Origin of the sequence: Streptomyces sp. NPDC017993 (assembly GCF_044328065.1) — a bacterium.
In the GTDB taxonomy this organism is placed as follows: Bacteria; Actinomycetota; Actinomycetes; order Streptomycetales; family Streptomycetaceae; genus Streptomyces.
Genome location: NZ_JBIRGO010000033.1, coordinates 1 through 22,017, shown reverse-complemented (window position 1 = coordinate 22,017; position 22,017 = coordinate 1). Strand labels below are relative to the sequence as shown.

Genomic DNA, 22,017 nt, shown 5'->3' with positions numbered 1-22,017 from the left:
GCTATCTCAACTCCCTTTCTTGGTTGCGCCGGCAGGGACGACACCCGTCCCTCGGGCACGAGTGGCGACGATGGGCTCGGCGAGTGCCTCAGCTCTCCCGGTCTCGTCCAAGGAGCGGCAGATGATGCGCAGTTCGAACTCGACCGTGCGACTCCGGTTGCCCTTGGACGCAAGGCGCGCCTCGGCTTCGATGACGTCTCCGCCGCGGATCGGCGCGAGGAACTCGACCGTGGAGTACCCGGCAAAGAGGCTCTCGTGACCGTCGCCGATGATCGCCAAGTGGGTTCCGGCATCACCGAACAACTTCAGGCTGTACGCGCCGTCGACGAGGTTGCCGGCGTAGTGGGCATCCGAGTGCGCGACGTAGCGCTGGTGGACGACCTTCACGCGATCTCCCTATTGATACGGCCGATCCCGGGGGCAACGGCCTGTCCGCCGATCTTGACGCCGGGGTAGCCGCGCTTGGCGATCTCGGTGCACATGCGGCGGTACTTGCCGACGCCGCCGACGTAGCCGAGGAAGGTGGTCGGCTTGCCGGCCACGTTGGAGCCGCGGTACCAGGAGTCGGTCGTGGCGTAGAGCGTCTGGTTGACCGTGGCCTCGGTGATGCTCACCCAGTCGTCCTGGGCCTCGGTGGTGGGTTCGATGACCTCGCGGCCTTCGGCCTTGGCATGGGTGATCAGGGCGGTTATCCAGTCGACCGCCTGCTCGATCGTGACGACGACGTTGCTCACGAGCGCGGGGCTCTGGGGGCCGGCGATCATGAAGAAGTTGGGGAATCCGGCGGTCATGGTGCCCAGGTAGGTGCGCACGCCGTCACTCCACGCATCCTGCAGTCTGCCTGCCTTCGGCGTCGTGACGTTGAGCGCGAACAGTGGCCCGGTGAAGGCGTCGAAACCGATTGCGAGGACGATGGCGTCAACGTCGTAGGAGCCGCTCTCGGTGACGATGCTGTCGGGTGTCATGGTCGTGATCGGCTCATCACGTAGCGAGACGAGCGAGACGTTCGGACGGTTGAACGTCTCGTAGTAGTCGGTGCCGAAGCAGCTGCGCTTTGCGCCCAGGGGGTGGAATTGGGGCTCCAGCAGGGACGCGGTCCGCTGATCGTGGACGATCTGACGGATCTTCTGACGCATGAAGTCCGATGCGGTCTTGTTGGCCTTGAGGTCGGTGAGGAGGTCGGCGAACTCCGCGCCGACGCCGAGGAACCCGCTGCGCTCGTAGGCCCGCTCGTAGCGCTCTTGACGCTCCTGGTCGGAGACGTCGAAGGCGCGGTCGGTCACGGGGCGGTCCGGAATTCCGCCGGGGGAGTGGCGGCACTCCTCGCGGATGGCGGAGTACTTGCTCTTGATGTCGGCGACCGTCTCCGCGGGCAGTGGGGCGTTGCGGGCGGGGAAGACGTAGTTGGGGGTCCGCTGGAACACGGTCAGGTGCTCGGCCACCTCGGCGATGAGCGGGATGCACTGCACGCCTGACGATCCGGTGCCGATGACTGCGACCCGCTTGCCGGCGAGCTTGTCGAGCGAGATGTTCCAGCGGCTCGTCGGCACTGTGGACCCGGTGAAGTTCTCCAGGCCGGGCACGTCGACGTCCTTCGGCGTCGAGAGTCCGCCCGAGCCGGCCAGGAAGTAGCGACTACGTTGGGTCTCCCCGGAGTTGAGGGTCACCTCCCAGAGATGTTCGTCGGGAAGCCAGTTCGCGGCAACCACCTTGGTGTTGAACCGGAAGTGCCGACGAAGGTCGAAGCGGTCGGCGACGTGGTTGATGTAGCTCAGAATCTCCGCCTGCGGGGCGAAGCGCTCGCTCCAGGTCCACTCCTGCTGGAGCTCCTCGCTGAACGAGTACGAGTAGTAGACGCTCTCGACGTCGCACCGGGCGCCGGGATAGGTGTTCGAGAACCAGGTGCCGCCGACTTCGGGGGCGGCCTCGTACCCGACGAATGTCCAGCCCTGCTCGGCCGCCTTGTAGGCGGCGTAGAGGCCGGAGAACCCGGCGCCGACGCACAGGACGTCGAGGATCGGGGCCGTGGGGGAGGTGTCAGTCATGGGCTCTGCCTTCTCGTGGTCCAAGAGGGATGACAAACCACACGAGGTAGTCATGTGTCTATGTCAGATGACTAAGAATGTAGCTATGGGCTTTGACCTCCGTCAATGCCCGGCGGCCATCAAGAAGTCGAGGCTGATGCGGCGTGAGTGGCGGCGATGCCTCGCAGATGCCGGGCCACGTCGTCGATCGCCGTGTCGGTCTTGGCGAAGGCGCCGACCTCGGTGAAGAAGCCGTGGAACACGCCCGAGTGGCGAATGGCGGTAGTGGGTACGCCGTCGTGCCGCAGGCGTTCGGCGTACGCCTCGGCGTCGTCACGCAGAGGGTCGACTTCGGCGGTGAGGATCAGGGCCGGCGGCAATCCGTGCAGGGATGCCGCCTTCATGGGGGCTGCGTACTGATCGACGCCGCCCTGGTTGTCGGGGCCGATGTACTGCTCCCAGAACCAGCGCGCATCGGCTGCAGTCAGCAGGGGCGCGTCGGCGAACTGAGTCCAGGACGGCGTGGAGAACCGGTCGTCGACCGCGGGATAGACGAGGACCTGCGACACGGGGAGCGGGAGTCCGCGATCCCGGAGGTGGAGGCAGAGCGCGGCGGCGAGGCTGCCACCTGCGGAGTCGCCGCCGACGGCGATCATGTCCGGGTCGATGCCCGAATCGAGGGCTGACGTGCGGAGCCAGGCTAGCGTGTCGACCGAGTCCTCCAGGGCTGCCGGGTAGGGATGCTCCGGGGAGAGTCGGTACTCCAGGGAGAGCACTCCCCACCCGGACCGAGCGGCGATGGCGCGGCAGACCTCGTCCACCCCGTCGAGGGTTCCGAGGACGAATCCGCCGCCGTGGAGATACAGCAGCGTCGGCCGCAGGTCCTCGGTCGGCGAGCCGGGTGGGTGGTAGTGGCGCGCGCGCAGATGTCCGGAGCGGGTCGGGACGGCCACCGCTTCGACTCGGTCGAGGGGTGTCAGTGGACGGTCGGACGGTGCGCTCGCGAAGACCTCCCGCGCCGCCTGGGCTCCGAGCTCGCGGACAGGTGTCGTCAACGTTTCGGTGATCGCCCGGGCGATGAGCAGCGCGTCGGCGTCGAGGCGCTCCCAGCTGGGCGGGACTGGCCTGGTCATGCGCGGGGGCCTCTTTCCGGCGAGGTGGCAAGGAGGGTGTTGACACGTTGTGATGCGTGCCTCACCATCCTAGTCATGTGTTTCAGTCACATGACTAAGTAACCTCGAATTTGTTCGAGCCCGCGCGGCGCCCATACGCCTCGCGTGGCTCGTGAAGTCGAAAGGACCGAAGGATGTCCGAAACCACGACGGCCCCCCCGTCGGCATCTGCGGGTGCCGCAGAGGTCGACGTCAGGATCGAGGACGATGCGAGTCCCCTCGTGCGATTGATCGGTCGCACGCTGCGTGACTCTGCCCGGACCGGGCATGCGGCCGACACTCTGAGCAGGTCGACCGGCACCGTCGCGATTCGCTCTCACGACACGCCCCAGGCCGCGACGATCAACTTCGGTGACAACGGCCTCGACGTGTCCAGCGGCGTGCTGGTCGAGCCGGACGCCACTGTCACGGTCGACCTCAACGCGCGTTTCGCGCCGACGGCGGATCCCTCTGGTGATGCCGACCTGGCCGGGGGCGTCCTGCAGGCGCTCACGCCGCCGCTGCCCGGGTGGCGTGATGCCGCTCAGCGGTTCTGGGACGCGACACGTTCGCTGCCGGGCATTCCCGACGTGTTGATCGCGGTCACCGAAGGGCCCGAGGGCCTGGAGCAGGTCGTGCTCGGCGACGGCTCCACGCAGTACCTGGTCGCCGGAGCTCCCGAGACGCTCGCCGGCGTGTTCTCCGGTGCCGACGACCTCGTCGCTGTCCTGTCCTCGGGCGCCCTGGGCATCCAGGGCACCATGTCCCAGCTGTCGGTGATGACCGGCGCCTCTTGGAAGGTTCGTTACGATGTCTGACCTCAGCAGCACCGCCACGAGCGCGCCGCTCCGCGACTCCGGCCCGCGTGCCATCCGGCTCGAGGCGACGAACCCCGAGGGATGCTTCCTCGGCAAGAACGTCTCGCCCAAGAAGTTCGATGCCGGCAAGGACGCGGGTTTCGCCTTCGCGGATCTCCTGTTCGGCCTCGACCTCGGCAACGTTCCTGTCTTCGGTTCCGCCTACCCCGCCTGGCGTGGCCACCTCGACGACGTCTACCTCCGTCCCGACATGTCGACCCTGGTCGAGTGGAAGCCGGGCCTGGACTCGGTGCTCGGCGACTACTGGCTCAAGGACGGTACGCCGGTCCCGATCTGTCCGCGCAACCTCGTGCGGAAGATGGTCGAGCGTCTGGCTGGCCTCGGATTCACCGCGACCGTCGCGGTCGAGATCGAGGCGACCGTCTTCGAGGAGCCAATCCACGAGGCGCGCGCCCGCGGGTATCGCGAGCTGACCCCCCTGGGCGGCAGCGCGGGTACGGCGTACCACCTCGCCAAATCGGCGGACTGGACCGACTACATGAAGGCCGTGGCCGACCGTCTCGACGAGGTCGGCATCGAGTGGGAGGCCTGGAGCGACGAGGACGCCGCCGGTCAGATCGAGCTCAACATCGCACCGGGCGACCCGATCAAGGTCGGCGACGCCTGGGCACGGACCCGCCAGATCATGCGCGAGGTCGCGTTCGAGCGCGGGCACAGCGTGACCTTCATGGCCAAGCCCACCGCCGGCTACGGCCAGGCATCCCACATCAACCTCTCCTTGCAGCGCAACGGCGACAACGCCTTCTACGCCGAGGACGGGCCGTCGGACACGATGCTGCACGCCATCGGTGGGCTGCTGGCGACGATGGAGGGCAACACGTCGATCGTGCTGCCGCAGATCACGTCGTACCGGCGGCTGGTCGACCTCAGTGGGCCGCCGGTCACGATCAGTTGGGGGATCAGCAACAAGACCGCCGCAGTGCGCGCCGTCTGCGGACACCCCAAGTACTCCCGTCTCGAGTACCGCCTCCCGGGCGCGGACGCGAACCTCTACCTCGCGCTCGCGGGCGTGCTGGCCGGCGTCATCGCCGGTATCGAGCGGAAGATCGAACCCGCCGAGCAGGTCACCGACATGGCGTGGTGCCTGCCGCCCGGCCTGGGCATCGACCGGATCCCGGACACCATCACGAAGGCCGCAGCGGCCCTGGACGCCGACCCGATCCTGCGCGAACTCCTCGGCGACGAGTTCGTCGACTACTGGATCGCGTCGCGCAAGTGGGAGTGGATGCAGTTCCACACCGCAGGCGGCGACCCGTTCGCCGAGCTCTCGCAGTGGGAGTCGGCTCGCTACTTCGAACTGCCGTGAGCGCGCGTGAGGAGGCCGCGACGATGCGGCCGCTCGTCGGCATCACCGGGCGGCGGTACCGGCTGGAACTGCTCAAGGGATCCGACGAGAGGTACGGCGACCGCTGCGTCGACAGCTCCATGTCGGACTTCGCAATCCGGATCGCGCAGGCCGGTGGACTTCCGGTGCACCTGTCGTACGACACGGACACGACGGACATCTGTCAGTGGCTTTCCGGTGTGGTGATCACCGGCGGACAAGACCTCCATCCGGCGTACTGGGGTGGCGACACGGCAGTGGTCCGCGACATCGATCCACGGATGGATCCGATGGCCCACGACATGGCTCGGGACGAGTACGAGATCGAGCTCGTCCGAGCCGCTCTGGAGCGGGGGATTCCCGTCCTGGGTGTGTGTCGCGGCATGCAAGTGCTCAACGTCGCCCTCGGCGGCACGCTCATCGCCGACCTCCCGCCCGGCTCCGTGAGCCACCTGTCCACGGAGGCTGCGCCGACCGACGGCACTGCTGATCACCTCGTGGCCTTCGAGAAGGGCTCGATCGCAGCCGACCTGTTCGGCGAGCACGCGCTGACCAACTCCTGGCACCACCAGGCCGTCGACCGCTGTGGCGCGGGGCTGATCGTGACCGGACGGACGAGCGACGGCGTGATCGAGTCGGTTGAACTCCCAGGCGCTCCGGCGCTTGGAGTCCAGTGGCACCCGGAGTGGATGAAGAACGCGGACCCGGCGATGACGTGGATCGTCCAGGCCGGGGCGGAGCTGCTTGCGGCCCACCGCGGTGAAGAGATGCAGAGGTGCTCGCGATGACTGAGAACGTGGCAGCAGAGCAAGCCGGTCGCGCCCACTCGCGTCCCCTGCCGGTCGTGAAGCCCGAACAGATCGGCTTGGACCCCAGCCTCCCCACCTTGACCGAGCTGCTGTCGCAGCGCGCACAGGATTCACCGGAACGGGAGTTCCTGCGCTTCGGTGAACGGTCATGGAGCTTTGCCGACATCGACGAATGGAGTTCCAGGCTGGCGCACCGGCTGATCGAGCTCGACGGCATACAGCCGGGCGACCGAGTCGCGATCATGCTCCCGAACGTCGTGCACTGGCCGGTCGTCTGGATCGCTGCGCTCAAGGCCGGAGCGGTCGCAGTTCCGGTCAACTCCTCCTACCAGCGGGGCGATCTCGCCTTCGTCCTCCGGGACTCGGGTGCACGCGTCGCATTCACCGACTCCGAGCGGTCCGGGTTGATCGCCGATGTCCTGGCAACCGAGGGCGGGCTTGCCGGCCTTCGTGTCGTCGACGTCGCTGACGACGGGTCCGATCCCTTCTCGAAGGCGGCGCCGGTGGTTCCGGTCGGTGCCGGGACGTTGGCGAACTTGCAGTACACCTCCGGCACGACGGGTTTCCCCAAGGCGTGCATGCTCACCCACGACTACTGGGTCCGGTTGGGCTGGATCTGTGCGGCGGCGACCGGACTCGGAATCGAGGACGTGCTCCTGACGGCGCAGCCGTTCTCCTACATGGATCCGCAGTGGAACACGGCGCTCGCTCTCACTGTCGGGGCCCCGTTGGTCGTGTTGCCCCGGTTCTCCGCGTCGACCTTCATGGTCGACGTTCGCCGGCACCGCGCGACCTTTTTCTACGTCCTCGGGTCGATGCCCACGCTGTTGTTCAAGCAGCCGTCGGTGCCCGAGGACCGCGACAACGACGTGCGCCAAGTGCTCTGTTCGGGCATTCCCGTCGGACTTCACGCGCAGCTGGAGGAGCGATGGGGTGCGCCGTGGCGGGAGATCTACGGGATGACCGAGTCCGGTGTCGACCTGTTCAGCCCGTTCGCCCACACCGACGCCGTCGGGAGCGGGAGCCTTGGGCGGTCGGTGCCGACCAAGCAGGTCCGCGTCGTCGACCCCGACGGCATCGAGGTGCCGGCCGGCGATCCCGGTGAGCTGGTCGTCTTGGGCAAGCCCATGATGAGTGGTTACTGGAACCGCCCGGAGGACACGGCCAGGGTCTTGCGCGACGGCTGGCTCCACACCGGTGACGTCGTCGTCCGCCGGCCCGACCACGGCATCCAACTGGTCGGAAGGATCAAGGACATGGTGCGCCGCGGCGGCGAGAACGTCGCGAGCGTCGAGGTCGAGGCGGCCCTCGAGCGCGACGACGTGGTCGTCGCGGCCGCGGTCGTCGCCGAACCTGACGAGACCCTCGGTGAGGAGGTCAAGGCCTTCGTCCAGCTGGCGGCCGACGTGCCGCGGAATCGTGCGACGGCTGAGGAGATCGTCGAGCGGGCCGGCAAGGAACTCGCTCGCTTCAAGGTGCCGCGCTACGTGGAGTTCGTTGCCGACTTCCCCCGGACGCCGTCCGAACGCATCTCCAAGGCGGCCCTCAAGGCCCGCGCCGTGGACGATCCCGGCGTGACCTACGACCTCGGTGCACGACGGAAAAAGACGGAGGTAGGTGCCGCATCCGGCGGAGGATTCCTCGACGTCGACGTCATGCGGGGCGTTGCAGTGCTGACGCTCCGGCGTCCCGAGAAGCTCAACGCCATGGACGTTGCCACCCGGCTGCGGCTGGCAACGGTCATCCGCGAGTTCGGGACCGGCGAGAGCGTGCGCGGGATCGTGCTCACCGGCGAGGGGCGGGCCTTCTCCGCGGGTGAGGACCTCCAGAGCGCGCCGTCCACGGACGCTGAGCTCCGTGAGGCGTTCGAGAGCTTCCACGACATCACCCGGGCCATCCTGGAGACGCAGGTACCCGTAGTCGCGGCGGTCAACGGACTCGCGGTCGGGGGAGCTTCGGAGCTCACCCTGTGTTGCGACGCTCGCATCGGAACCCGGGCGACGGAGTACTACCAGCCGGAGAACGGTCGGGGCATCACGATCTCGAATGCGTCCAGCGTGCTGCTGAGGCGCCTCATCGGGAGCCATGCGATGGGCATGGTGCTCGGATCGCCTCGGATCCGAGCCGAGGAGGCGCTGCGGATCGGGCTCCTGGACGAGATCGTCGAGCCCGACGCTCTGGTCGGCCGGGCCATCGACACCGTCTTCGAGTGGACGCCCCAGGGAAACACGACGGCCCTCCACCTGGCTCTTCTGCGCCCTCAGGCAGAGGAGGTCGAAGCGGCCTTCGCCCGTGAGGACCTCGCTGCGAGGAAGGCGTGGGAGAGCGGAGCTCTCAGCGCGGGGATCAAGGGCTTCTGGTCCGCCAGGGGCACCGGCGCGTAAGCCTCGCCCTGGGCTCGCCATCACCTTCAACAGACCAATGCCAGAGGAATCGACAGAGGGGACGTCGACATGATCGACACCCAGGCCGCGGTACTCACCGCAGTCAATGAGCCGCTCGAGCTGACCGACATTCGGGTGGACGACCCGGAGCCGCACGAGGTGCGGGTCGCGGTCTCGAACGTGGGGTTGTGCCACAGCGACCTGCACTACATGACCGGGACGGTTCCGACCGACCTGCCGGTTGTGGTCGGGCACGAGGTGGCGGGCGTGGTCGAGGCGGTCGGGTCGCAGGTGTCCGACCTGCGTCCCGGGGACCGCGTGGTCGGCGCGCTGACACCCTCCTGTGGCCGCTGCACCAACTGTGAGGCAGGACGGTCGACCCAGTGCCGGCGTGTCGAGGAGGTACGCCGCCGTCCGCGGCCCGCTTTCCACACCACGGGCGGCCGGCCGATCGAGCGCCTCGGCGACATCGGAGCGTTCTCGCGGCACGTCCTCATGCGCGAGATCGCCCTGGTGAGGCTCCCTGACGACGTACCGCTGCACGTAGGATGCCTGCTGGCCTGCTGCATCATCACCGGCGTCGGCGCCGTCTTCCGCGGCGCTCGGGTAAGGCCGGGCAGCACGGTGGCGGTCATCGGCTGTGGCGGCGTCGGGTCGGCCATCATCCAGGGGGCCAGGCTCGCCGGAGCGTCGGCGATCGTCGCGATCGACCTGGACGACGCACGGCTCAAGGCCGCGCGCGGCTACGGCGCGACCCACGTCATCAACGGCGGAAACGGCGACGTCGTTGCGGAACTCCACCGCCAGTTGGGCGACGGAGCGGACTACTCCTTCGAGGCGGTTGGCTCCGCCCGTACCGCGGCGACGGCCCTGGACCTCCTGCGCCCGACGGGTACCGCGTGCCTGGTCGGGATCGCGCCCGGAGGTACCGAGCTCAGCATCCCGGCATCGGACTTCTTCTTCGAGGAGAAGCGACTCATCGGCTCCTACATGGGCTCGGGTCAGGCTCGGCAGGACGTCCTCCAGCTCGCGCGTCTGTACCAGCAGGGACGCCTGCTGCTCGACGAGATGGTCACGCGCGTCATCCCGTTCGGCGAGATCAACGAGGGCTTCGAGGCGATGAAGTCCGGTGACGTGACCCGCATCGTCGTCGATCTCCAGTCCTGAGCAACGAGTGAATGCAGAGGTGAGCTCCATGGCGAGCCACGAGATCACGATCCCCCAGCCGGTGAACTACATCGCCGACGATTGGAGCGAGTGCCCGACGGTCAATGACGCCTGGAACGTCGACCCCAACACGCGCGAGCCCGTCCACCGCCTCGTCACGACAGCACCCGACGATCTCGATCGGGCGCTGCGGCACGCGGAGCGCGTGTACGACATCGGCCGCTGGGACGAGGACGCTCGGCGTGAGCGCGCCGACATGCTCGAGCGCGTCGCCGAGATCATCGAGACCCGTGCCGAGGACATCGCACGAACGGACTCGCTGACCAGCGGCACACCCATCAGCGTCACGCGCAAGGTCGCGGCCTTCCTGCCGGCGAGGATCCGGGCATCGGCGTCGGACCTGGTGAACATCCCGCGCGTCACCGCGCTGGCGGCAGGCGGCCGCGACGTCCGCCTCCACAAGGTGCCGTGGGGGCCGGCCGCGATCCTCACGCCGTGGAACGGTCCGAGCTTCATTCCTGCGGCCAAGATCGCCAGCGCGATAGCGGCGGGCTGCCCCGTCATCCTAAAGCCCTCGGAGCACGCGCCCAGCAGCGCGCAGATCATCGTCGAGTGCTTCCTCGAGGCGGGCCTGCCCAGCGGCGCACTGCAGCTGGTGCACGGCGGCGGCGACGTCGGCGCCAGGCTGACTGCCGACCCGCGCATCAAGATCGTCTCGTTCACCGGCGGACCCGGTGCCGGCCGCGCCATCGCACGGGCCGGCGCGGAGGACTTCAAGGTCTTGCAGCTAGAACTTGGCGGCAACAATCCGGTGCTCGTGCTGGATGATGCCGACCTCGACGTCGCCGCCGACGGCATCCTCGACGGCATGACCAAACTCAACGGTCAGTGGTGTGAGGGGCCTGGCAAGATCCTCGCTCACCGCAGCCTGGTCGACCCTCTTCTCGAGGCGTTGACCGAGCGGATCTCCAAGCTCGTCGTCGGTCACTCTCTCGACCAAGACGTCGAGATCGGCCCGATCTCCAATGCGCCGCACTTCCAGACCCTCCGGAGCAGGATCGAAGTGCTGCGTGACCTCGGGGCGAGCATCCGCCAGCCCGCCCAGCTGCCCGACCTCGACGGCTTCTTCATGTCGCCGACGATCGCCGCAGGCGCCGACCCCGCTCAGGCCACCGCCGAGCTGTTCGGTCCGGTCGTCTCTCTGCACGCCGTGGACTCCGACGAACAGGCGTTGCGCTTCGCCAACGCCCATCCGTCGGGCCTCGATGCCTACGTGTTCGGCGCCGACACCGACCGCGCGATCGACGTCGGCTCCCGCGTCATGTCCGGCGAGGTGCGAGTCAACGGCGCCAAGCTCGCCGACCTCGGTGACGCCTCGGCTCAGAGCTTCTGGGGCCCGGCCGGCATCGGCGGCCACGGACCAGCAGAGTCGGTGCGCGTCTTCTGCGGCAACCGGGTCGTCGGCGTCGACTCGCCCGACCTGCCGTTGTGACAACCCCACACATGATCGGTGGGAGGCCCGACCCCGGGCCTCCCACCGTGCACACGCAGCACGATCGGATGCACCACGAACACCTGCCGCCCAAGAGGTCGTTGGCGTCCGTGACATGCGTTCACGAGGTCGCGTCGGCCTTCGGCGCGCAGGAAGAGTCAGCAGCATCGCGGCGTTCCGCGGATGTGCTCATCCCCGGGATCCGCAGCGCCCACGTTCTCGCAGGCGACGGAGCAGCGCGCAAGGGTTGAATGCAAGCGATCTCCGTCGCCTGGCCGAATCTGTGGTGAGCGATCCCGCAGCTTGCGTTCGGTGGCTGGCCACGCCGGGCTCGCCGACAGCTCGAGCGCTGCGGCGTTCATGGGTCAATCACAGTGCCGCGGGCGTTGATCCGAGCCGGACCGTGAGCCAATTCTCGAGTACCGAGGTGGCGATTTCCATCTGCTCCGTTGCGGCGGACCGATCCCCGTAGGTCATCCAGTTCAGGGCGAAACCGTCGGCCAAGGTAGCGATGACATAGGCGATCTGGTCGATGGTTTCTGGTTCGACCGAGTGATCGGAGGTGGCGCCGCGAAGCACAGCGCGCGCCGTCTCAAGGGCTTGGTCGTACACGGCGATACCGCGGTCTCCGTGCTGACGCCGTGCCCAGCTGATGAGTTCCAATGTTGCCGCGGTGAAGTTGGCTGACTCGAGGTAGCACTCCATGACGCCGCGTAGCAGTTGGCGAGCTGTGTCCATCAGGTTGGAGTGTGGATCGCTGCTTTTGGCCACCTCGCGGAACCTGCCGGCTACGAAATCGTAGACATCGGCGAAGAGGTCCTCCTTGGAGTCATAGCAGTAGTGCAGCATCGCCAGGTTCGCCTGAGCCTGCTCGGCAATCCGTCGGGTTGTTGCGCCTTCGATGCCGTGGATCGCGATGACTTCCACGGCGGCGTTGATGAAGTCGCTACGCCGTTGGGCGACGGAGATCCGTGGCACGAATTCCTCCCGGTGCAAGGCGTCCACACAGTTGGACGCTTGATTAAGTCAACGCCCAGCCTAGCAGTCGCCCGGTGGTCGGGGCGTGATTTTCTTAGTCACACGTCTTGAACAGTTGACTAACTTTGTCTTAGCGTATGAGCCCGATCACAAGGTCGGTCGGCGCGCCCCTCCAGTCGGGCCCAGCCCTTTCGCAAGAACGGACCTGCCATGACGAAGAACGCACTCGCGCGTCTCACTCCCGATGCCACCGCGGACGCCGCGGCCGAGGTGATCATGCGAGGCGGCGGCGTGATCGCCGAAGGACTCCTCGACGTGGCCACCATCGAAGGCATAAAGAAAGATCCGGCCCCGGTGCTGGACGGGGCCCACACGGGCCACGACGAGGTGTTCGCCGGCGACAGGACCAAGCGTGCAAGCGCCTTGTTTGCGCGGACCGAGCACACGGCGACGATCGCGCTGAACCTGTTGCACCGAGGCGTCGCCCAGCGCATCTTCAACAACCCGATCAACATCTTCTTCGGTGAAGAGACGGTGCCCCACCCGGCAGGCATGCACGTTGGCGCGACGAGGGCCATCAAGATCGGCCCAGGACAAGGCCCGCAGCCCCTCCATCGCGACGGCTCGGCCCGGTTGTGGCGGACGCCCCACCTGTCAGCGCGAAGCGCGGATGCAGATCATGGTGGCGGTCAGCGGCTTCACCGCCAAGAACGGCGGCACCCTCGTGGCTTCGGCCTCGCACCTATGGGACGAGGAGCGCGCCCCGCGCCCAACCGAGATGAAGGCCGGCTCGGCGCTCATCTGGGTCGGCTCCACCCACCACGGTGGTGGACAGAGCGCCACCTCGCACGAGTACCGCTTCGGCCTGTCGATGAGCTACGACCTCGCTTTCCTGCGCCCCGAGGAGAACCCCTACCTCGCCTACACGCTCAACCAGATCCGGTCGTTCCCGGAGGGGATCCAGCGAACGCTCGACCGGTCCTCGGAGCACTACGCCGGCTGGGACGAGGTCGGTGGGCACATGTCCGACCCCATGGAACTGCTCAGCCGAGACGACTGAACCTCCACCGGCGCCGGGCTGCCGCGCCATGTCTGATCAGGAACCGGAGAGAACCATGACAGAGATCCACCAGCCTGCCGGACTCGCCGGCGAGGCGCCTTCTCGCCCTGCGCCGAACAAGGGGGTGCTCATCGGCATAGGCGCGCTGCTGGTCGTCCTGACCAACGCAGTCATCTTCATTCTGCCGCCGCTCCTGCCGGTCATTCAGGCGCAGTACGGCCTCGCCACAGTGGCCGAGACGACGTGGCTCTACACGGCGCTGACCCTCGGCGGGGGAGCGGGTTTCATCCTGTTGCCGCGCCTCGCCGATCTGCACGGCGACCGGAACGCCTCCGTGGCAGCGTCCGCATTCCTCGCGGTCGGCGCGCTCATTCCGGCTGTTGGTGACTCGTATCCGACCCTTCTGGCCGGCTGCATTCTGATGGGCTTCGGTGGCGCGGCACAGCTACTTCCGCTCGGTTTCCTGCGTCGCAATCTCGGCGAGGGCGGCATCACGGTGGGGGTCGCGGTCCTGGTCATCGCCACCGGTGTCGGCATCGTCGTCGGCATGATCGGCGGCGGCTTCATCGTCGAGAACCTGTCGCTGCGGAGCTTCTTCATCATCCTCGCCGCAGTGTGCGCGGCCGCGACCGTTGCGTCGTACGCCACGATCCCCCACGCCCCGCCTGCCGAGCGTGCCGGCCGCATCGGAGTACTCGGCACGGTGTGGATGATCGCTTGGGTCGCGGCGATTCTCCTGACTCTGACGCAAGGCCTCGTGTGGGGCAGCGCGGCACTCCTTCCGTTGATTGTCGGCATCGTCGGTGGCATCGCCTGGATGCGCGTCGAGCGCGGTTCGTCCTCGGCGGTGTTCGACGTCGCAATGATGAAAGCTCCTTTGGTCACCGCTTCGTGCTTGTGCATCGCGTTGTTCGCAGCGGTGAACTCAGCCTTCCTGCTCCTGCTCAGCACGTACGCCCAGATCAGTCCTGATGCTCTTCGTCCGACAGACGCCTACGGCCTCGGACTCAGCGCTCTGGAAACCGGTTTGCTCATGGGGCCCTTCGCGGTGGCGTTCCTGGTCCGAGGCACCGTGCTCGACCGCGCCTTGCTCAACGGCCGTGGTGTGCCCGTCTTTGTCATCGGAGCGCTTGTCAGCGCGGCGGGGCTGGCCTGGCTCGCCGTGGCGCACGACCAGCAGTGGCACTACCTCGTGGGCGCTGCCGTCATGGGTCTCGGGTGCAGAATCGGCTACGCGGCGAGCTTCACCCTGGTGCAGATGGCAGTGCCCGAGGAAAAGGCCGGTATGGCAGCCGGTGCCGCCGGCACGTTCATGGCCGTGGGTTTCGCCTTCGGCACGGCACTGGTCAGCGGCGACCTCAGCGCCTCCCTGGTTCCGGTGCCCGGAACCAGTCTCGAGGTCGCCGCAAAGGGCCTGTACGGCATCGGCTACTGGCTGTCGGGAGCTCTCGCCCTGCTCGTCGTGGTGACCGTGCTGGTCTCACGTGCTCGGTCCGGTCGGCGGGCCCGAGGTGCCGCGTCCTGAACCAGCTGCTCGCTCCGACGGCATCCGTGTCTGAGGCAATTTCACGAATCCCTACACAGTTGGCCTTCTGCTCAGGCATGTAGGCCTAGTCCAAAGGAACCGCAAACCATGAAAGAACTGCTCTTCTTGCTGGCCGATCTCTGGATGATCTTCGCCGGATTCTTCTACGGATGGAAACTCATTCGACGGTACGGCAACTACCTGCTCGGCCTGGAATGGATCATCGTCGCCACGTCCGGCTCAAACTTCCTCGTCTGGTCCCTCCTCGGAGGCGACGAGGGGAGCATCCTGTACTCCATCGCGTACTTCTTCGATGCTTTCTCGCGATCGGTGGGCATCACCCTGATTCTCGTCATGGGCCTGATGCGAGTCACGCACCGGTACAAGCCGTCGTGGGCGGTCGACATCGGTGTGTTTGCGCTGGCCATCGTCGTCGGGCTGTATCTCCAGCAGTTCCGCGGCCATGAGCTTCACGTCGGCCCGGCAACGTACTACGTCATCGTCAACGCGCTCACGACCCTGTTCCTCGCCTATTTCTCGTGGCGACTCTGGAAGATCCGTGCCAAGGGGCTGGCCATCGGCGCTGCGCTCGCTACCGCTGCGGGGACCGCCATCGCACTCATTTACGACTTCTTCCCGATTGCGGGCGACGACGAGTACCGCACCACCCACTACATCCTCGCTCTCGGCACCTGGGGATTCCAGCTCTTCGTGTACTTCATTTCGTACCGCGCACTGCACAACCACAACGTGGCGACGGGTGCGGAGCCGGCTTCGAACGAACGGAGTGTTGCTCGGGCCTGAGCAACACACCAAGGAACAGGGCACGTTCGGGAGGAGCAATCAAATGAGAACCAACAACGTGCAGTACACCACCTTCAGCGGCTGGGCCGATCCGCCCGCAGACATGCTGCCGGCTATGACCGACGGCCTCACCTGTGAGGTCGCGGTTGTGGGAGGCGGCCTCGGAGGCATGTCGACGGCGCTACGACTGGCAGAACGTGGTCAAGACGTGGTGCTGCTGGAGGCCGAGTTCTGCGGACACGGCTCCAGCTCCCGAAACGCAGGGCAAGTGGCCGGTGCTCCAGGCGGGGACCTTCAGCTCCTCAATCTGTTGTTCCGCACGAAGATGCCTGGCATGGTCCGACTTGCCGAGCACGCCGCGCACCACGTGGAAGAGCTCATCAAGACGCACGACATCGAGTGCGACTACGAACAGACGGGCAACGTCTTCGCGGCGGTGTCTCGTGGACAGATGGGTCGAGTGCGCCGTGTGGCCAAGATTCTTCAGCGCGCCGGCGGTCACGTCGAATTGGGCACGAGCGAAGAGCTCGGAATCCCCCGGGGATTCCTCGGCGGGATGCGCGAGAAAGTTGGGGGAATCATGAATCCCGGCAGGTTCACCGCGGGTGTGCGCCGCGCGCTGCTCTCTTCCAACGCGCGAGTCTTCGAGCAGTCGAAGGTCACCGACGTCACGCGCGACCGCGGGCAAATGGTCCTCAGCACACCTCAGGGTGAGGTGCGGGCGAACAAAGTGGTTCTGGCGACGAACGCGTACGCGGGAGAGTGGGACATCACACCGCCACGGCTTTCCGTGCCCATCTGGGTCATCGAGGTGGAGACCGAGCCCATCGATCCTGTCCGTTTGGCGGCACTGGGGTGGACCAGTCGGTCGGGACTCGTCACCCAGCACAACATCATGGAGAACTACCGCCTGACGCCGCGCAACACCATCGTGTTCGGCGTCCGACGGCTCGAGCGCGGCACGACGTATCCACTCCCGCAGAAGGAGCCGGACCCGGCGCTCGTCGAAGAACTCGCAGAAGCCTTCGCGACGCGGTTTCCGGCTCTCTCCGACGTCGCGATCGATCGTGCGTGGGGAGGATGGATCGCGATCACCTCGTCCTGGCTTCCGCTCGCCGGGCAGATCGACGACAACATTTTCTACTCGATTGCCTGCAACGGCCACGGTCTTGCTCAAGCGCCCTACGTCGGGTCCCTCATCGCCGATCTGATCGTCGACGGCGAACGACACGAGGACTTGGAGGGATTGTGGATGAAGAAGCCTGAGTTTCCACGCCCGATGATGATGAGCCCGCTGGGGCTGCGCTCCATCTGGACCGTCGACCGACTCAACGATCTGGTCAACGGAAGCCGGCGCAACGCCCGAAGAGGCTCGGTGCCCGTGGCCTGACCGTTCCCGACAAGAGAAGGGAGGAACGAAGACATCCCTGCCGCGAGGCGCCTCGGTGTCCGTCCGTGTGGCGCTCGGCGAGACTGGTCCGGCCTCATGCCCCCGAGGACCCGGGCCGACTAGGGACCATCATGGGGCGCCTCGCATGGAGCGCCGCACGCACCCAGTGGGCGGGCAGAGCGCGACGCTCTGCCCGCACCGCGTTGGTCCGACTCTTCCTCTTCCCCACGTCTTCCTGTATGCCGAGGTCTCGCAGGGGGTGCAGGCCAAGCAGAGTAGTGAGCCTCCCCGACTCGCGACACGGTCGACAGGGCCCCGACCGTCCAACTTCTCCACAACTACTTTCCGTGGTGGGCCAGGCCCAGATCCCAACTTGTCTGGATGCTGAATTGGTTCGGGAGTCGCCGCCTGGGGCAGGGCGCGTCCGGCCTCCGTCGAGAGCCGGGCATCGCCCTCCCTGTGGGTTCAGTTGCCCCGACAGCGGTACGGAGCGCCTTACCCGGGCAGGTCCCCGCACCAGGTTGCCGAGGGGCCCTGACGGCCCGGCAGTGGCCCTCGGCTCCCACATGGTCCTCGCCGAGCTTTCATTCCCGCGCGGGGAAGGCGCCCCGTTTTGGGGAATGGGTGATGCCGATGAGCGCGCGGGCGCGGGGCCGCTTGCTAATGACGCAGCGGGGCATGCCCTAAGCGAAAGGTGTTGTTCATGAGGCAGGAGAGGAGTCTTGGGATGGGCTGGACGCTTGGCGAGGAGTTTGAGACGCCTGAGGGGGTGGTGCGGTGGGGGGCCCTTGGCAGTGGAGACCCGATCGTGCTGGTGCACGGCACACCGTATTCCTCCCTTCTTTGGCGGGACATCGCTCCAGCGCTCGCCCGGACCCGCAAGGTTTTCTTCTTCGACCATCTCGGCTTCGGCCAGTCGGACCAGCGCGAGGGCCAGGACCTCAGCCTGGCGGCTCACGCGAGGAATTTCGCCCGCCTCCTCGACCACTGGGAGCTATCCCGCCCCAGCGTGGTCGCCCACGACATCGGCGGGGCAGTGGCGCTGCGGACGTTGCTGTTGGAGGAGAGGAGCTACCGGGATCTGACCCTGTTCGACGCGGTGAGCGGCGGCGGGTGGGAGCGAGGGCTCTTCCAGCTCTTCCTGGAGCACAGGGAGGTTTTCCAGAAGCTTCCGGGCTACGCGCACGAAGCGCTGGTCGCCAGCCACCTGCGGCACGCCACGCACGTCGGTTTCCGGCCGGGAGTTCTCGATGCGTTCCTCGCGCCATGGCGAGGGGACGAAGGGCAGGCCGCGTTCTATCGTCAGTACAGCCAGATCAGGCAGGCGGACACCGTCGCGTACGAGCACCTGCTGGCCGGTATGTCGCTTCCTGTACGGCTCGTCTGGGGCCGCGAGGATCGCATTCTTCCTCCGAAGTACGCCGAGTGGTTGCACGAACGCATTCCGCACGCCGAGCTGCACTGGATCGAGGGCGCAGGCCACCTCCTCCAGGAAGATGCACCGGGGCAGCTGCTCGCGTGCCTGACAGCCGGTTTCCCCTCGGCCTGAGCTGCGATGCGCGCGGCGTCGTCGGCCAGGCACTTGGAGTCTTGCGGTGGGGTGGTCGATGTGCTTTCCCGCTGAGGGCTTCGATGCGCATTCGGCGACCAAGGTCGAGCCGTACGCGGCGATCCGCCGTGACCACCGTGCTGGCCTGTCGATGCGTGCTCTGGAGCGCAAGTACGGGGTGACGTGGCCGCAAGGCACTGGATTCCAGCCGGCCGGAGCGGAGGAGGGAAACCGGGCTCCGCGCGGCGCAGCCCTATTACGCGGTCTTGGGGCCGCAGCGCATGCCGATGTAGACGCAGCCCGTGCCGTCTTGCAGCGTGGAGAAGACTACGGGCATGTAGTCCTCGCTGAACGCCGCGCCCACTCCCGTACCGGCGAAGACTGTCTCCGTCACCGGCACCAGATCGATCTCCAGGGGTTCGGAGAAGTCCTTCATGCCGTCGACGAACTCGTACACCGCGTGCCCGACGCCGTCCTGCTCGGTCACGGTGATGACCACGCCCTCGCGCCGGTACGTGCCGACGAGCGGCGCGAAGTCGACCACGGGCGGCTGGGCCGGCGGGGCGAAGGGCTCTGGCATCGTCACCCCGGCCAGTTCGGCGAGGAGCTCCCGGTAGAGCGCCGCGTACAGCTCACGCGCACCGCCGCCGTTGGTGAGCAACGCGACCGCGACGCCCGCTGACGGCACGACTCGCAGGTAGCCGTACTGCCCGATGGAGGCGCCGTCGTGGCCGTAGCCCTGAACGCCGTTCCAGTCGTACAGTGTCCAGCCCAGGCCCCAACCGTCCGCGCTGACGGTCCACTTGTCGGGGGAGTCGACCACCCGGCGCTGCATCAGTGCGACGGTCTCCTCGGAGAGCAGGCGTGTGCCGTCCTGCGCCACACCGCCGTTGAGGTGCATCCGCGCCAGCCGCGCGACGTCTCCGGCCGTGGCGATGACCCTGCCGTACGGGCCCGCGGAGCGGGGCATCAGGTCCCAGGACGGTGCGGGGTCCGGGTCTTGGCCCGCCTCGCCCAGGTGCCCCATTGCCGCTCGGAACCGCAGCGCTTCCTCGGGCAGTGTCATGGTGTGCGTGACGCCGAGCGGGGCCAGGAGCAGGTCCTTCAGCGCCTCGTCCCACACCTTGCCGGTCACTACCTCGACAATCCGGCCGAGCACGTTGTAGCCGACACTGCTGTACGAGATCGCGGTGCCGGGCGGGCAGTCGAGCGCCACGTCCTTCGCGGCCTCGACGTACTTGGCGAGGCAGTCGTCACCGCGCCCGCTGTCGTGGGTGAAGTCGCAGGTGAGGCCGCTGGTGTGGCTGAGCAGTTGGCGCGTGGTGATCGCCCTGGTCGCCTCGGGGTCGGCGACCGAGAACTCCGGCAGTACGTTCACGACCGGTGCGTCCAGGTCCAGTTGGCCTGATTCGACGAGCCGCATGATCAGGGTGGCGGTGTAAACCTTCGCTATCGAGCCCATCTGGAAGACCGAGTCGGTCGTCGCCTCCACGCCCGTTCCGCGGTGCAGTACGCCGCTGGCCAGCTCGTGGACGGTCCCGTCGACGAGGACCGCCAGCGACGCGGCCGGGACGTGGTGCTTGGCGCGCAGCTTGTCGAGACGGGCCTGCCAGTGGGCGAGGTCCAGCTTCCGGCCCGCCGAGTTCCGGGTTCCCCACTCGCCGTTGGCGTTCCAGTTGCCCTGTTCGTTCCAGCTCACGTTGTTCGTCATGCCTGCTCCTACCCGATGCGCACGGCGTTCTTCGTTGCGAACACTGTACGCACAGGAGAACACCGTACGCAAGGTGCGTACAGCGTGCGCTACCGTGGGGGAGGAACAGCGGGACGAGCAGGGATGAGGGCCGTATGCCAGCCGACGAGAAGCCGACCGCATCGGTGTGGACCCGTCCGCGCCGCACGCAACGGGAGCAGCTGACCCGCGAGCAGATCGTGGCCGCGGCGATCGAGCTGTTGGACGCGGAGGGCATCGAGGCGCTCAGCATGCGCAAGCTCGGCACCCGTCTGGACGCTGCGGCCACGTCCCTCTACCGGCACGTGGCCAACAAGGATGAGCTGATCGAGCTGGTCGTGGACGACGTCTACGGAGAGCTGGAGGTACCGGCCGTCGCGGGCCGCACCCAGTGGCGCGCGGCCGTCACCCGCACCGCCACCGGTCTGCGGGCGTTGAGCCTGCGCCACCCCTGGATCGCTCCTGAGCTCGGCCAGGTCGGTCTCGTCCACATCGGCCCGAACGCCATGCGGATGGCATCGGGGCTGCTCGCGCAGTTCGAGGCGGCCGGGTTCCCCGCGGACGAGAAGAACCAGGCCGCGGGGACGCTCACGGCATACGTCATCGGGATCGCGACCTCCGAGGCCGCGTACCTCTCGCTGATCGCACGCAGCGGCAAGACCGAGCAGGAATGGGTGGCGGGCCTGCGCCCGGCCTTCGACGAAGCCGCGCAGCAACACCCGCGGCTGCGCGAGGGAAGCTCCGCCCAGCAGGATGTGAACCCGCAGCAGATCCGCGACGACGACTTCGCGTACGGGCTCGACCGGGTCCTCGACGGCCTGACGGCCCGGCTCGACGCCTGAGTGACGTCAGATTCCATCTACCAAGCCATGGGGTCCGTGGACGGCGTCGACATACCGCTGGGCGGTATCGGGCCGCAGCCGCTGTGTCTCGGCGTCCTCCTTTCGGTGGCGCTCAGATTCTTCGGCCGATGTGCACGGTTCCGCTTCCTTCGCCCGTTCCCTCTTCCCATGTTCGGTGTAGACGGCCTCCAGGAGCTGGGAGTGATCTTGCTCCACCTGCAGTTGCCGCGTGGTCTCCTGCTGCGCCAGGTGGGCTGTGAGCTGTTCGGCTGCAGCACTGACTGCGTGGGCTTGTGAGCGGAAAAGAGGCGCACAACCCGTCGGGCGGCGGCGCGCCTTTGCCGGGCTGGCGACACTCCGGGGTCGAGCATTCCCACCAAGCCGGCCCCGGCCGCCGGCTGTCCTGCCGCTCTGGGCGGCAGGGAAGGGGCTTGCTGCGCTCGCGGCGCAGCCGTTCGCGGTCGGGGCAGACCTTGCACGGCTGACCGGTGTTGATGTCCGTGCCGTCCTCGCAGCGGTCGTAGGCACACACGTGACGGGTCAGCAGGCAGATGACGACGCCGGGGTAGCTGCCGATCTCGCCCTGACGGTGTTGCCAGCCCCCAGCTATGCCAGCGGCGCTTCAGCCGGTTTGCGATCTGCTGGGCCGTCCTCTGGCGGGGTGCCTGGCCCAGTGTGTCGAGGATGGCGTTGCGCACTGCGGGAGGCTGGTAGGCGGGCAGCTGGGCGGCGACCTTGGGGGGTAGCGGGTCTCAACGGTGCGGATGGCGCTTGCTTGTTCGCGGGTCATCCGCATCTGGCTGGGAAGATGCCCGGGATGTGGAGTCCGGCGAGGGCTGACGGCGTGCAGCGGCTACATGTCAACGATGCAGAACGCGCAAGTCGTGCGCAGTCAAATCCCCCTGTGCGAC

General features: G+C 67.3%; 19 protein-coding genes. 13 read left to right on the top strand and 6 right to left on the bottom strand.

Going from position 1 to position 22,017, the window contains the following annotated elements; all coding sequences use genetic code 11:
• Positions 1-6: 6 nt before the first annotated feature.
• The 3 genes from ACH4FH_RS36175 to ACH4FH_RS36165 all read right to left on the bottom strand — a co-directional run bounded on the left by ACH4FH_RS36175 (position 7) and on the right by ACH4FH_RS36165 (position 3,157).
• Positions 7-387: a hotdog fold domain-containing protein gene (locus ACH4FH_RS36175; protein WP_398560220.1), complete on the bottom strand. Its 381-nt coding sequence runs from the start codon at positions 385-387 to the stop codon at positions 7-9.
• Positions 384-2,045: a flavin-containing monooxygenase gene (locus tag ACH4FH_RS36170; RefSeq protein ID WP_398560219.1), complete on the bottom strand. Its 1,662-nt coding sequence runs from the start codon at positions 2,043-2,045 to the stop codon at positions 384-386. The genes ACH4FH_RS36175 and ACH4FH_RS36170 overlap by 4 nt, the downstream gene beginning before the upstream one ends.
• Before the next feature lie 119 nt (positions 2,046-2,164).
• The gene (locus tag ACH4FH_RS36165; RefSeq protein WP_398560218.1) at positions 2,165-3,157 is read right to left on the bottom strand and encodes an alpha/beta hydrolase; all 993 of its coding nucleotides are present in this window, start codon (positions 3,155-3,157) and stop codon (positions 2,165-2,167) included.
• 173 nt (positions 3,158-3,330) lie between these two features.
• On the opposite strand from ACH4FH_RS36165, the gene ACH4FH_RS36160 reads away from it, so the two are divergent.
• From ACH4FH_RS36160 to ACH4FH_RS36135, 6 genes are all read left to right on the top strand, one after another.
• Positions 3,331-3,993, top strand: coding sequence for a hypothetical protein (locus ACH4FH_RS36160; RefSeq protein ID WP_398560217.1), 663 nt, complete (start codon positions 3,331-3,333; stop codon positions 3,991-3,993).
• Positions 3,986-5,359 carry a glutamine synthetase family protein gene (locus ACH4FH_RS36155; protein ID WP_398560216.1) on the top strand — a complete coding sequence of 458 codons (1,374 nt, stop codon included), beginning with the start codon at positions 3,986-3,988 and terminating at the stop codon, positions 5,357-5,359. Before ACH4FH_RS36160 ends, ACH4FH_RS36155 begins: the two co-directional genes overlap by 8 nt.
• Positions 5,356-6,165, top strand: a complete 810-nt coding sequence (locus ACH4FH_RS36150) for a gamma-glutamyl-gamma-aminobutyrate hydrolase family protein (RefSeq protein WP_398560215.1) — start codon at positions 5,356-5,358, stop codon at positions 6,163-6,165. The genes ACH4FH_RS36155 and ACH4FH_RS36150 overlap by 4 nt, the downstream gene beginning before the upstream one ends.
• On the top strand, positions 6,162-8,570 hold the full coding sequence (locus ACH4FH_RS36145) for an AMP-binding protein (protein WP_398560214.1): 2,409 nt from the start codon (positions 6,162-6,164) through the stop codon (positions 8,568-8,570). Before ACH4FH_RS36150 ends, ACH4FH_RS36145 begins: the two co-directional genes overlap by 4 nt.
• Before the next feature lie 69 nt (positions 8,571-8,639).
• On the top strand, positions 8,640-9,737 hold the full coding sequence (locus ACH4FH_RS36140; protein WP_398560213.1) for a Zn-dependent alcohol dehydrogenase: 1,098 nt from the start codon (positions 8,640-8,642) through the stop codon (positions 9,735-9,737).
• A 28-nt stretch (positions 9,738-9,765) separates the two neighbouring features.
• The gene (locus ACH4FH_RS36135; protein WP_398560212.1) at positions 9,766-11,229 is read left to right on the top strand and encodes an aldehyde dehydrogenase family protein; all 1,464 of its coding nucleotides are present in this window, start codon (positions 9,766-9,768) and stop codon (positions 11,227-11,229) included.
• 369 nt (positions 11,230-11,598) lie between these two features.
• Here ACH4FH_RS36135 and ACH4FH_RS36130 read toward each other — a convergent pair whose 3' ends face one another.
• Together ACH4FH_RS36130 and ACH4FH_RS36125 are read right to left on the bottom strand one after the other, a co-directional pair.
• Positions 11,599-12,234: a TetR/AcrR family transcriptional regulator gene (locus ACH4FH_RS36130; protein ID WP_398560211.1), complete on the bottom strand. Its 636-nt coding sequence runs from the start codon at positions 12,232-12,234 to the stop codon at positions 11,599-11,601.
• Positions 12,235-12,354: 120 nt separating this feature from the next.
• Entirely contained in the window at positions 12,355-12,804 is a 450-nt protein-coding gene (locus tag ACH4FH_RS36125; RefSeq protein WP_398560210.1) for a hypothetical protein, read from the bottom strand.
• Positions 12,805-12,877: 73 nt separating this feature from the next.
• Here ACH4FH_RS36125 and ACH4FH_RS36120 point away from each other — a divergent pair, with 73 nt between their 5' ends.
• From ACH4FH_RS36120 to ACH4FH_RS36100, 5 genes are all read left to right on the top strand, one after another.
• The gene (locus tag ACH4FH_RS36120; protein ID WP_398560209.1) at positions 12,878-13,267 is read left to right on the top strand and encodes a phytanoyl-CoA dioxygenase family protein; all 390 of its coding nucleotides are present in this window, start codon (positions 12,878-12,880) and stop codon (positions 13,265-13,267) included.
• Positions 13,268-13,322: 55 nt separating this feature from the next.
• The gene (locus ACH4FH_RS36115) at positions 13,323-14,792 is read left to right on the top strand and encodes an MFS transporter (RefSeq protein WP_398560208.1); all 1,470 of its coding nucleotides are present in this window, start codon (positions 13,323-13,325) and stop codon (positions 14,790-14,792) included.
• 108 nt (positions 14,793-14,900) lie between these two features.
• Entirely contained in the window at positions 14,901-15,596 is a 696-nt protein-coding gene (locus tag ACH4FH_RS36110; protein WP_398560207.1) for a transporter, read from the top strand.
• 43 nt (positions 15,597-15,639) lie between these two features.
• Complete coding sequence (locus ACH4FH_RS36105) at positions 15,640-16,986, top strand: NAD(P)/FAD-dependent oxidoreductase (RefSeq protein ID WP_398560206.1); 1,347 nt, start codon at positions 15,640-15,642, stop codon at positions 16,984-16,986.
• A 727-nt stretch (positions 16,987-17,713) separates the two neighbouring features.
• Positions 17,714-18,535, top strand: a complete 822-nt coding sequence (locus ACH4FH_RS36100; RefSeq protein WP_398560205.1) for an alpha/beta fold hydrolase — start codon at positions 17,714-17,716, stop codon at positions 18,533-18,535.
• Between the two features lie 256 nt (positions 18,536-18,791).
• On the opposite strand, the gene ACH4FH_RS36095 is transcribed toward ACH4FH_RS36100, so the two are convergent.
• Positions 18,792-20,246, bottom strand: coding sequence for a serine hydrolase domain-containing protein (locus ACH4FH_RS36095; RefSeq protein WP_398560204.1), 1,455 nt, complete (start codon positions 20,244-20,246; stop codon positions 18,792-18,794).
• 134 nt (positions 20,247-20,380) lie between these two features.
• On the opposite strand from ACH4FH_RS36095, the gene ACH4FH_RS36090 reads away from it, so the two are divergent.
• On the top strand, positions 20,381-21,106 hold the full coding sequence (locus ACH4FH_RS36090; RefSeq protein WP_398560203.1) for a TetR/AcrR family transcriptional regulator: 726 nt from the start codon (positions 20,381-20,383) through the stop codon (positions 21,104-21,106).
• A 168-nt stretch (positions 21,107-21,274) separates the two neighbouring features.
• Positions 21,275-21,403 (top strand): hypothetical protein, encoded by a 129-nt coding sequence (locus ACH4FH_RS36085; RefSeq protein WP_398560202.1) that lies wholly within the window; start codon positions 21,275-21,277, stop codon positions 21,401-21,403.
• Positions 21,404-22,017: the final 614 nt, after the last annotated feature.

Bases quoted from the DNA above. Each gene is read 5' to 3' on its own strand.
- ACH4FH_RS36100 (WP_398560205.1), top strand. From the start codon at position 17,714: ATGGGCTGGACGCTTGGCGAGGAGTTTGAGACGCCTGAGGGGGTGGTG.
- ACH4FH_RS36105 (WP_398560206.1), top strand. From the start codon at position 15,640: ATGAGAACCAACAACGTGCAGTACACCACCTTCAGCGGCTGGGCCGAT.
- ACH4FH_RS36110 (WP_398560207.1), top strand. From the start codon at position 14,901: ATGAAAGAACTGCTCTTCTTGCTGGCCGATCTCTGGATGATCTTCGCC.
- ACH4FH_RS36090 (WP_398560203.1), top strand. From the start codon at position 20,381: ATGCCAGCCGACGAGAAGCCGACCGCATCGGTGTGGACCCGTCCGCGC.
- ACH4FH_RS36115 (WP_398560208.1), top strand. From the start codon at position 13,323: ATGACAGAGATCCACCAGCCTGCCGGACTCGCCGGCGAGGCGCCTTCT.
- ACH4FH_RS36155 (WP_398560216.1), top strand. From the start codon at position 3,986: ATGTCTGACCTCAGCAGCACCGCCACGAGCGCGCCGCTCCGCGACTCC.
- ACH4FH_RS36170 (WP_398560219.1), bottom strand. From the start codon at position 2,045: ATGACTGACACCTCCCCCACGGCCCCGATCCTCGACGTCCTGTGCGTC.
- ACH4FH_RS36145 (WP_398560214.1), top strand. From the start codon at position 6,162: ATGACTGAGAACGTGGCAGCAGAGCAAGCCGGTCGCGCCCACTCGCGT.
- ACH4FH_RS36160 (WP_398560217.1), top strand. From the start codon at position 3,331: ATGTCCGAAACCACGACGGCCCCCCCGTCGGCATCTGCGGGTGCCGCA.
- ACH4FH_RS36120 (WP_398560209.1), top strand. From the start codon at position 12,878: ATGCAGATCATGGTGGCGGTCAGCGGCTTCACCGCCAAGAACGGCGGC.
- ACH4FH_RS36165 (WP_398560218.1), bottom strand. From the start codon at position 3,157: ATGACCAGGCCAGTCCCGCCCAGCTGGGAGCGCCTCGACGCCGACGCG.
- ACH4FH_RS36095 (WP_398560204.1), bottom strand. From the start codon at position 20,246: ATGACGAACAACGTGAGCTGGAACGAACAGGGCAACTGGAACGCCAAC.
- ACH4FH_RS36085 (WP_398560202.1), top strand. From the start codon at position 21,275: ATGTTCGGTGTAGACGGCCTCCAGGAGCTGGGAGTGATCTTGCTCCAC.
- ACH4FH_RS36135 (WP_398560212.1), top strand. From the start codon at position 9,766: ATGGCGAGCCACGAGATCACGATCCCCCAGCCGGTGAACTACATCGCC.
- ACH4FH_RS36140 (WP_398560213.1), top strand. From the start codon at position 8,640: ATGATCGACACCCAGGCCGCGGTACTCACCGCAGTCAATGAGCCGCTC.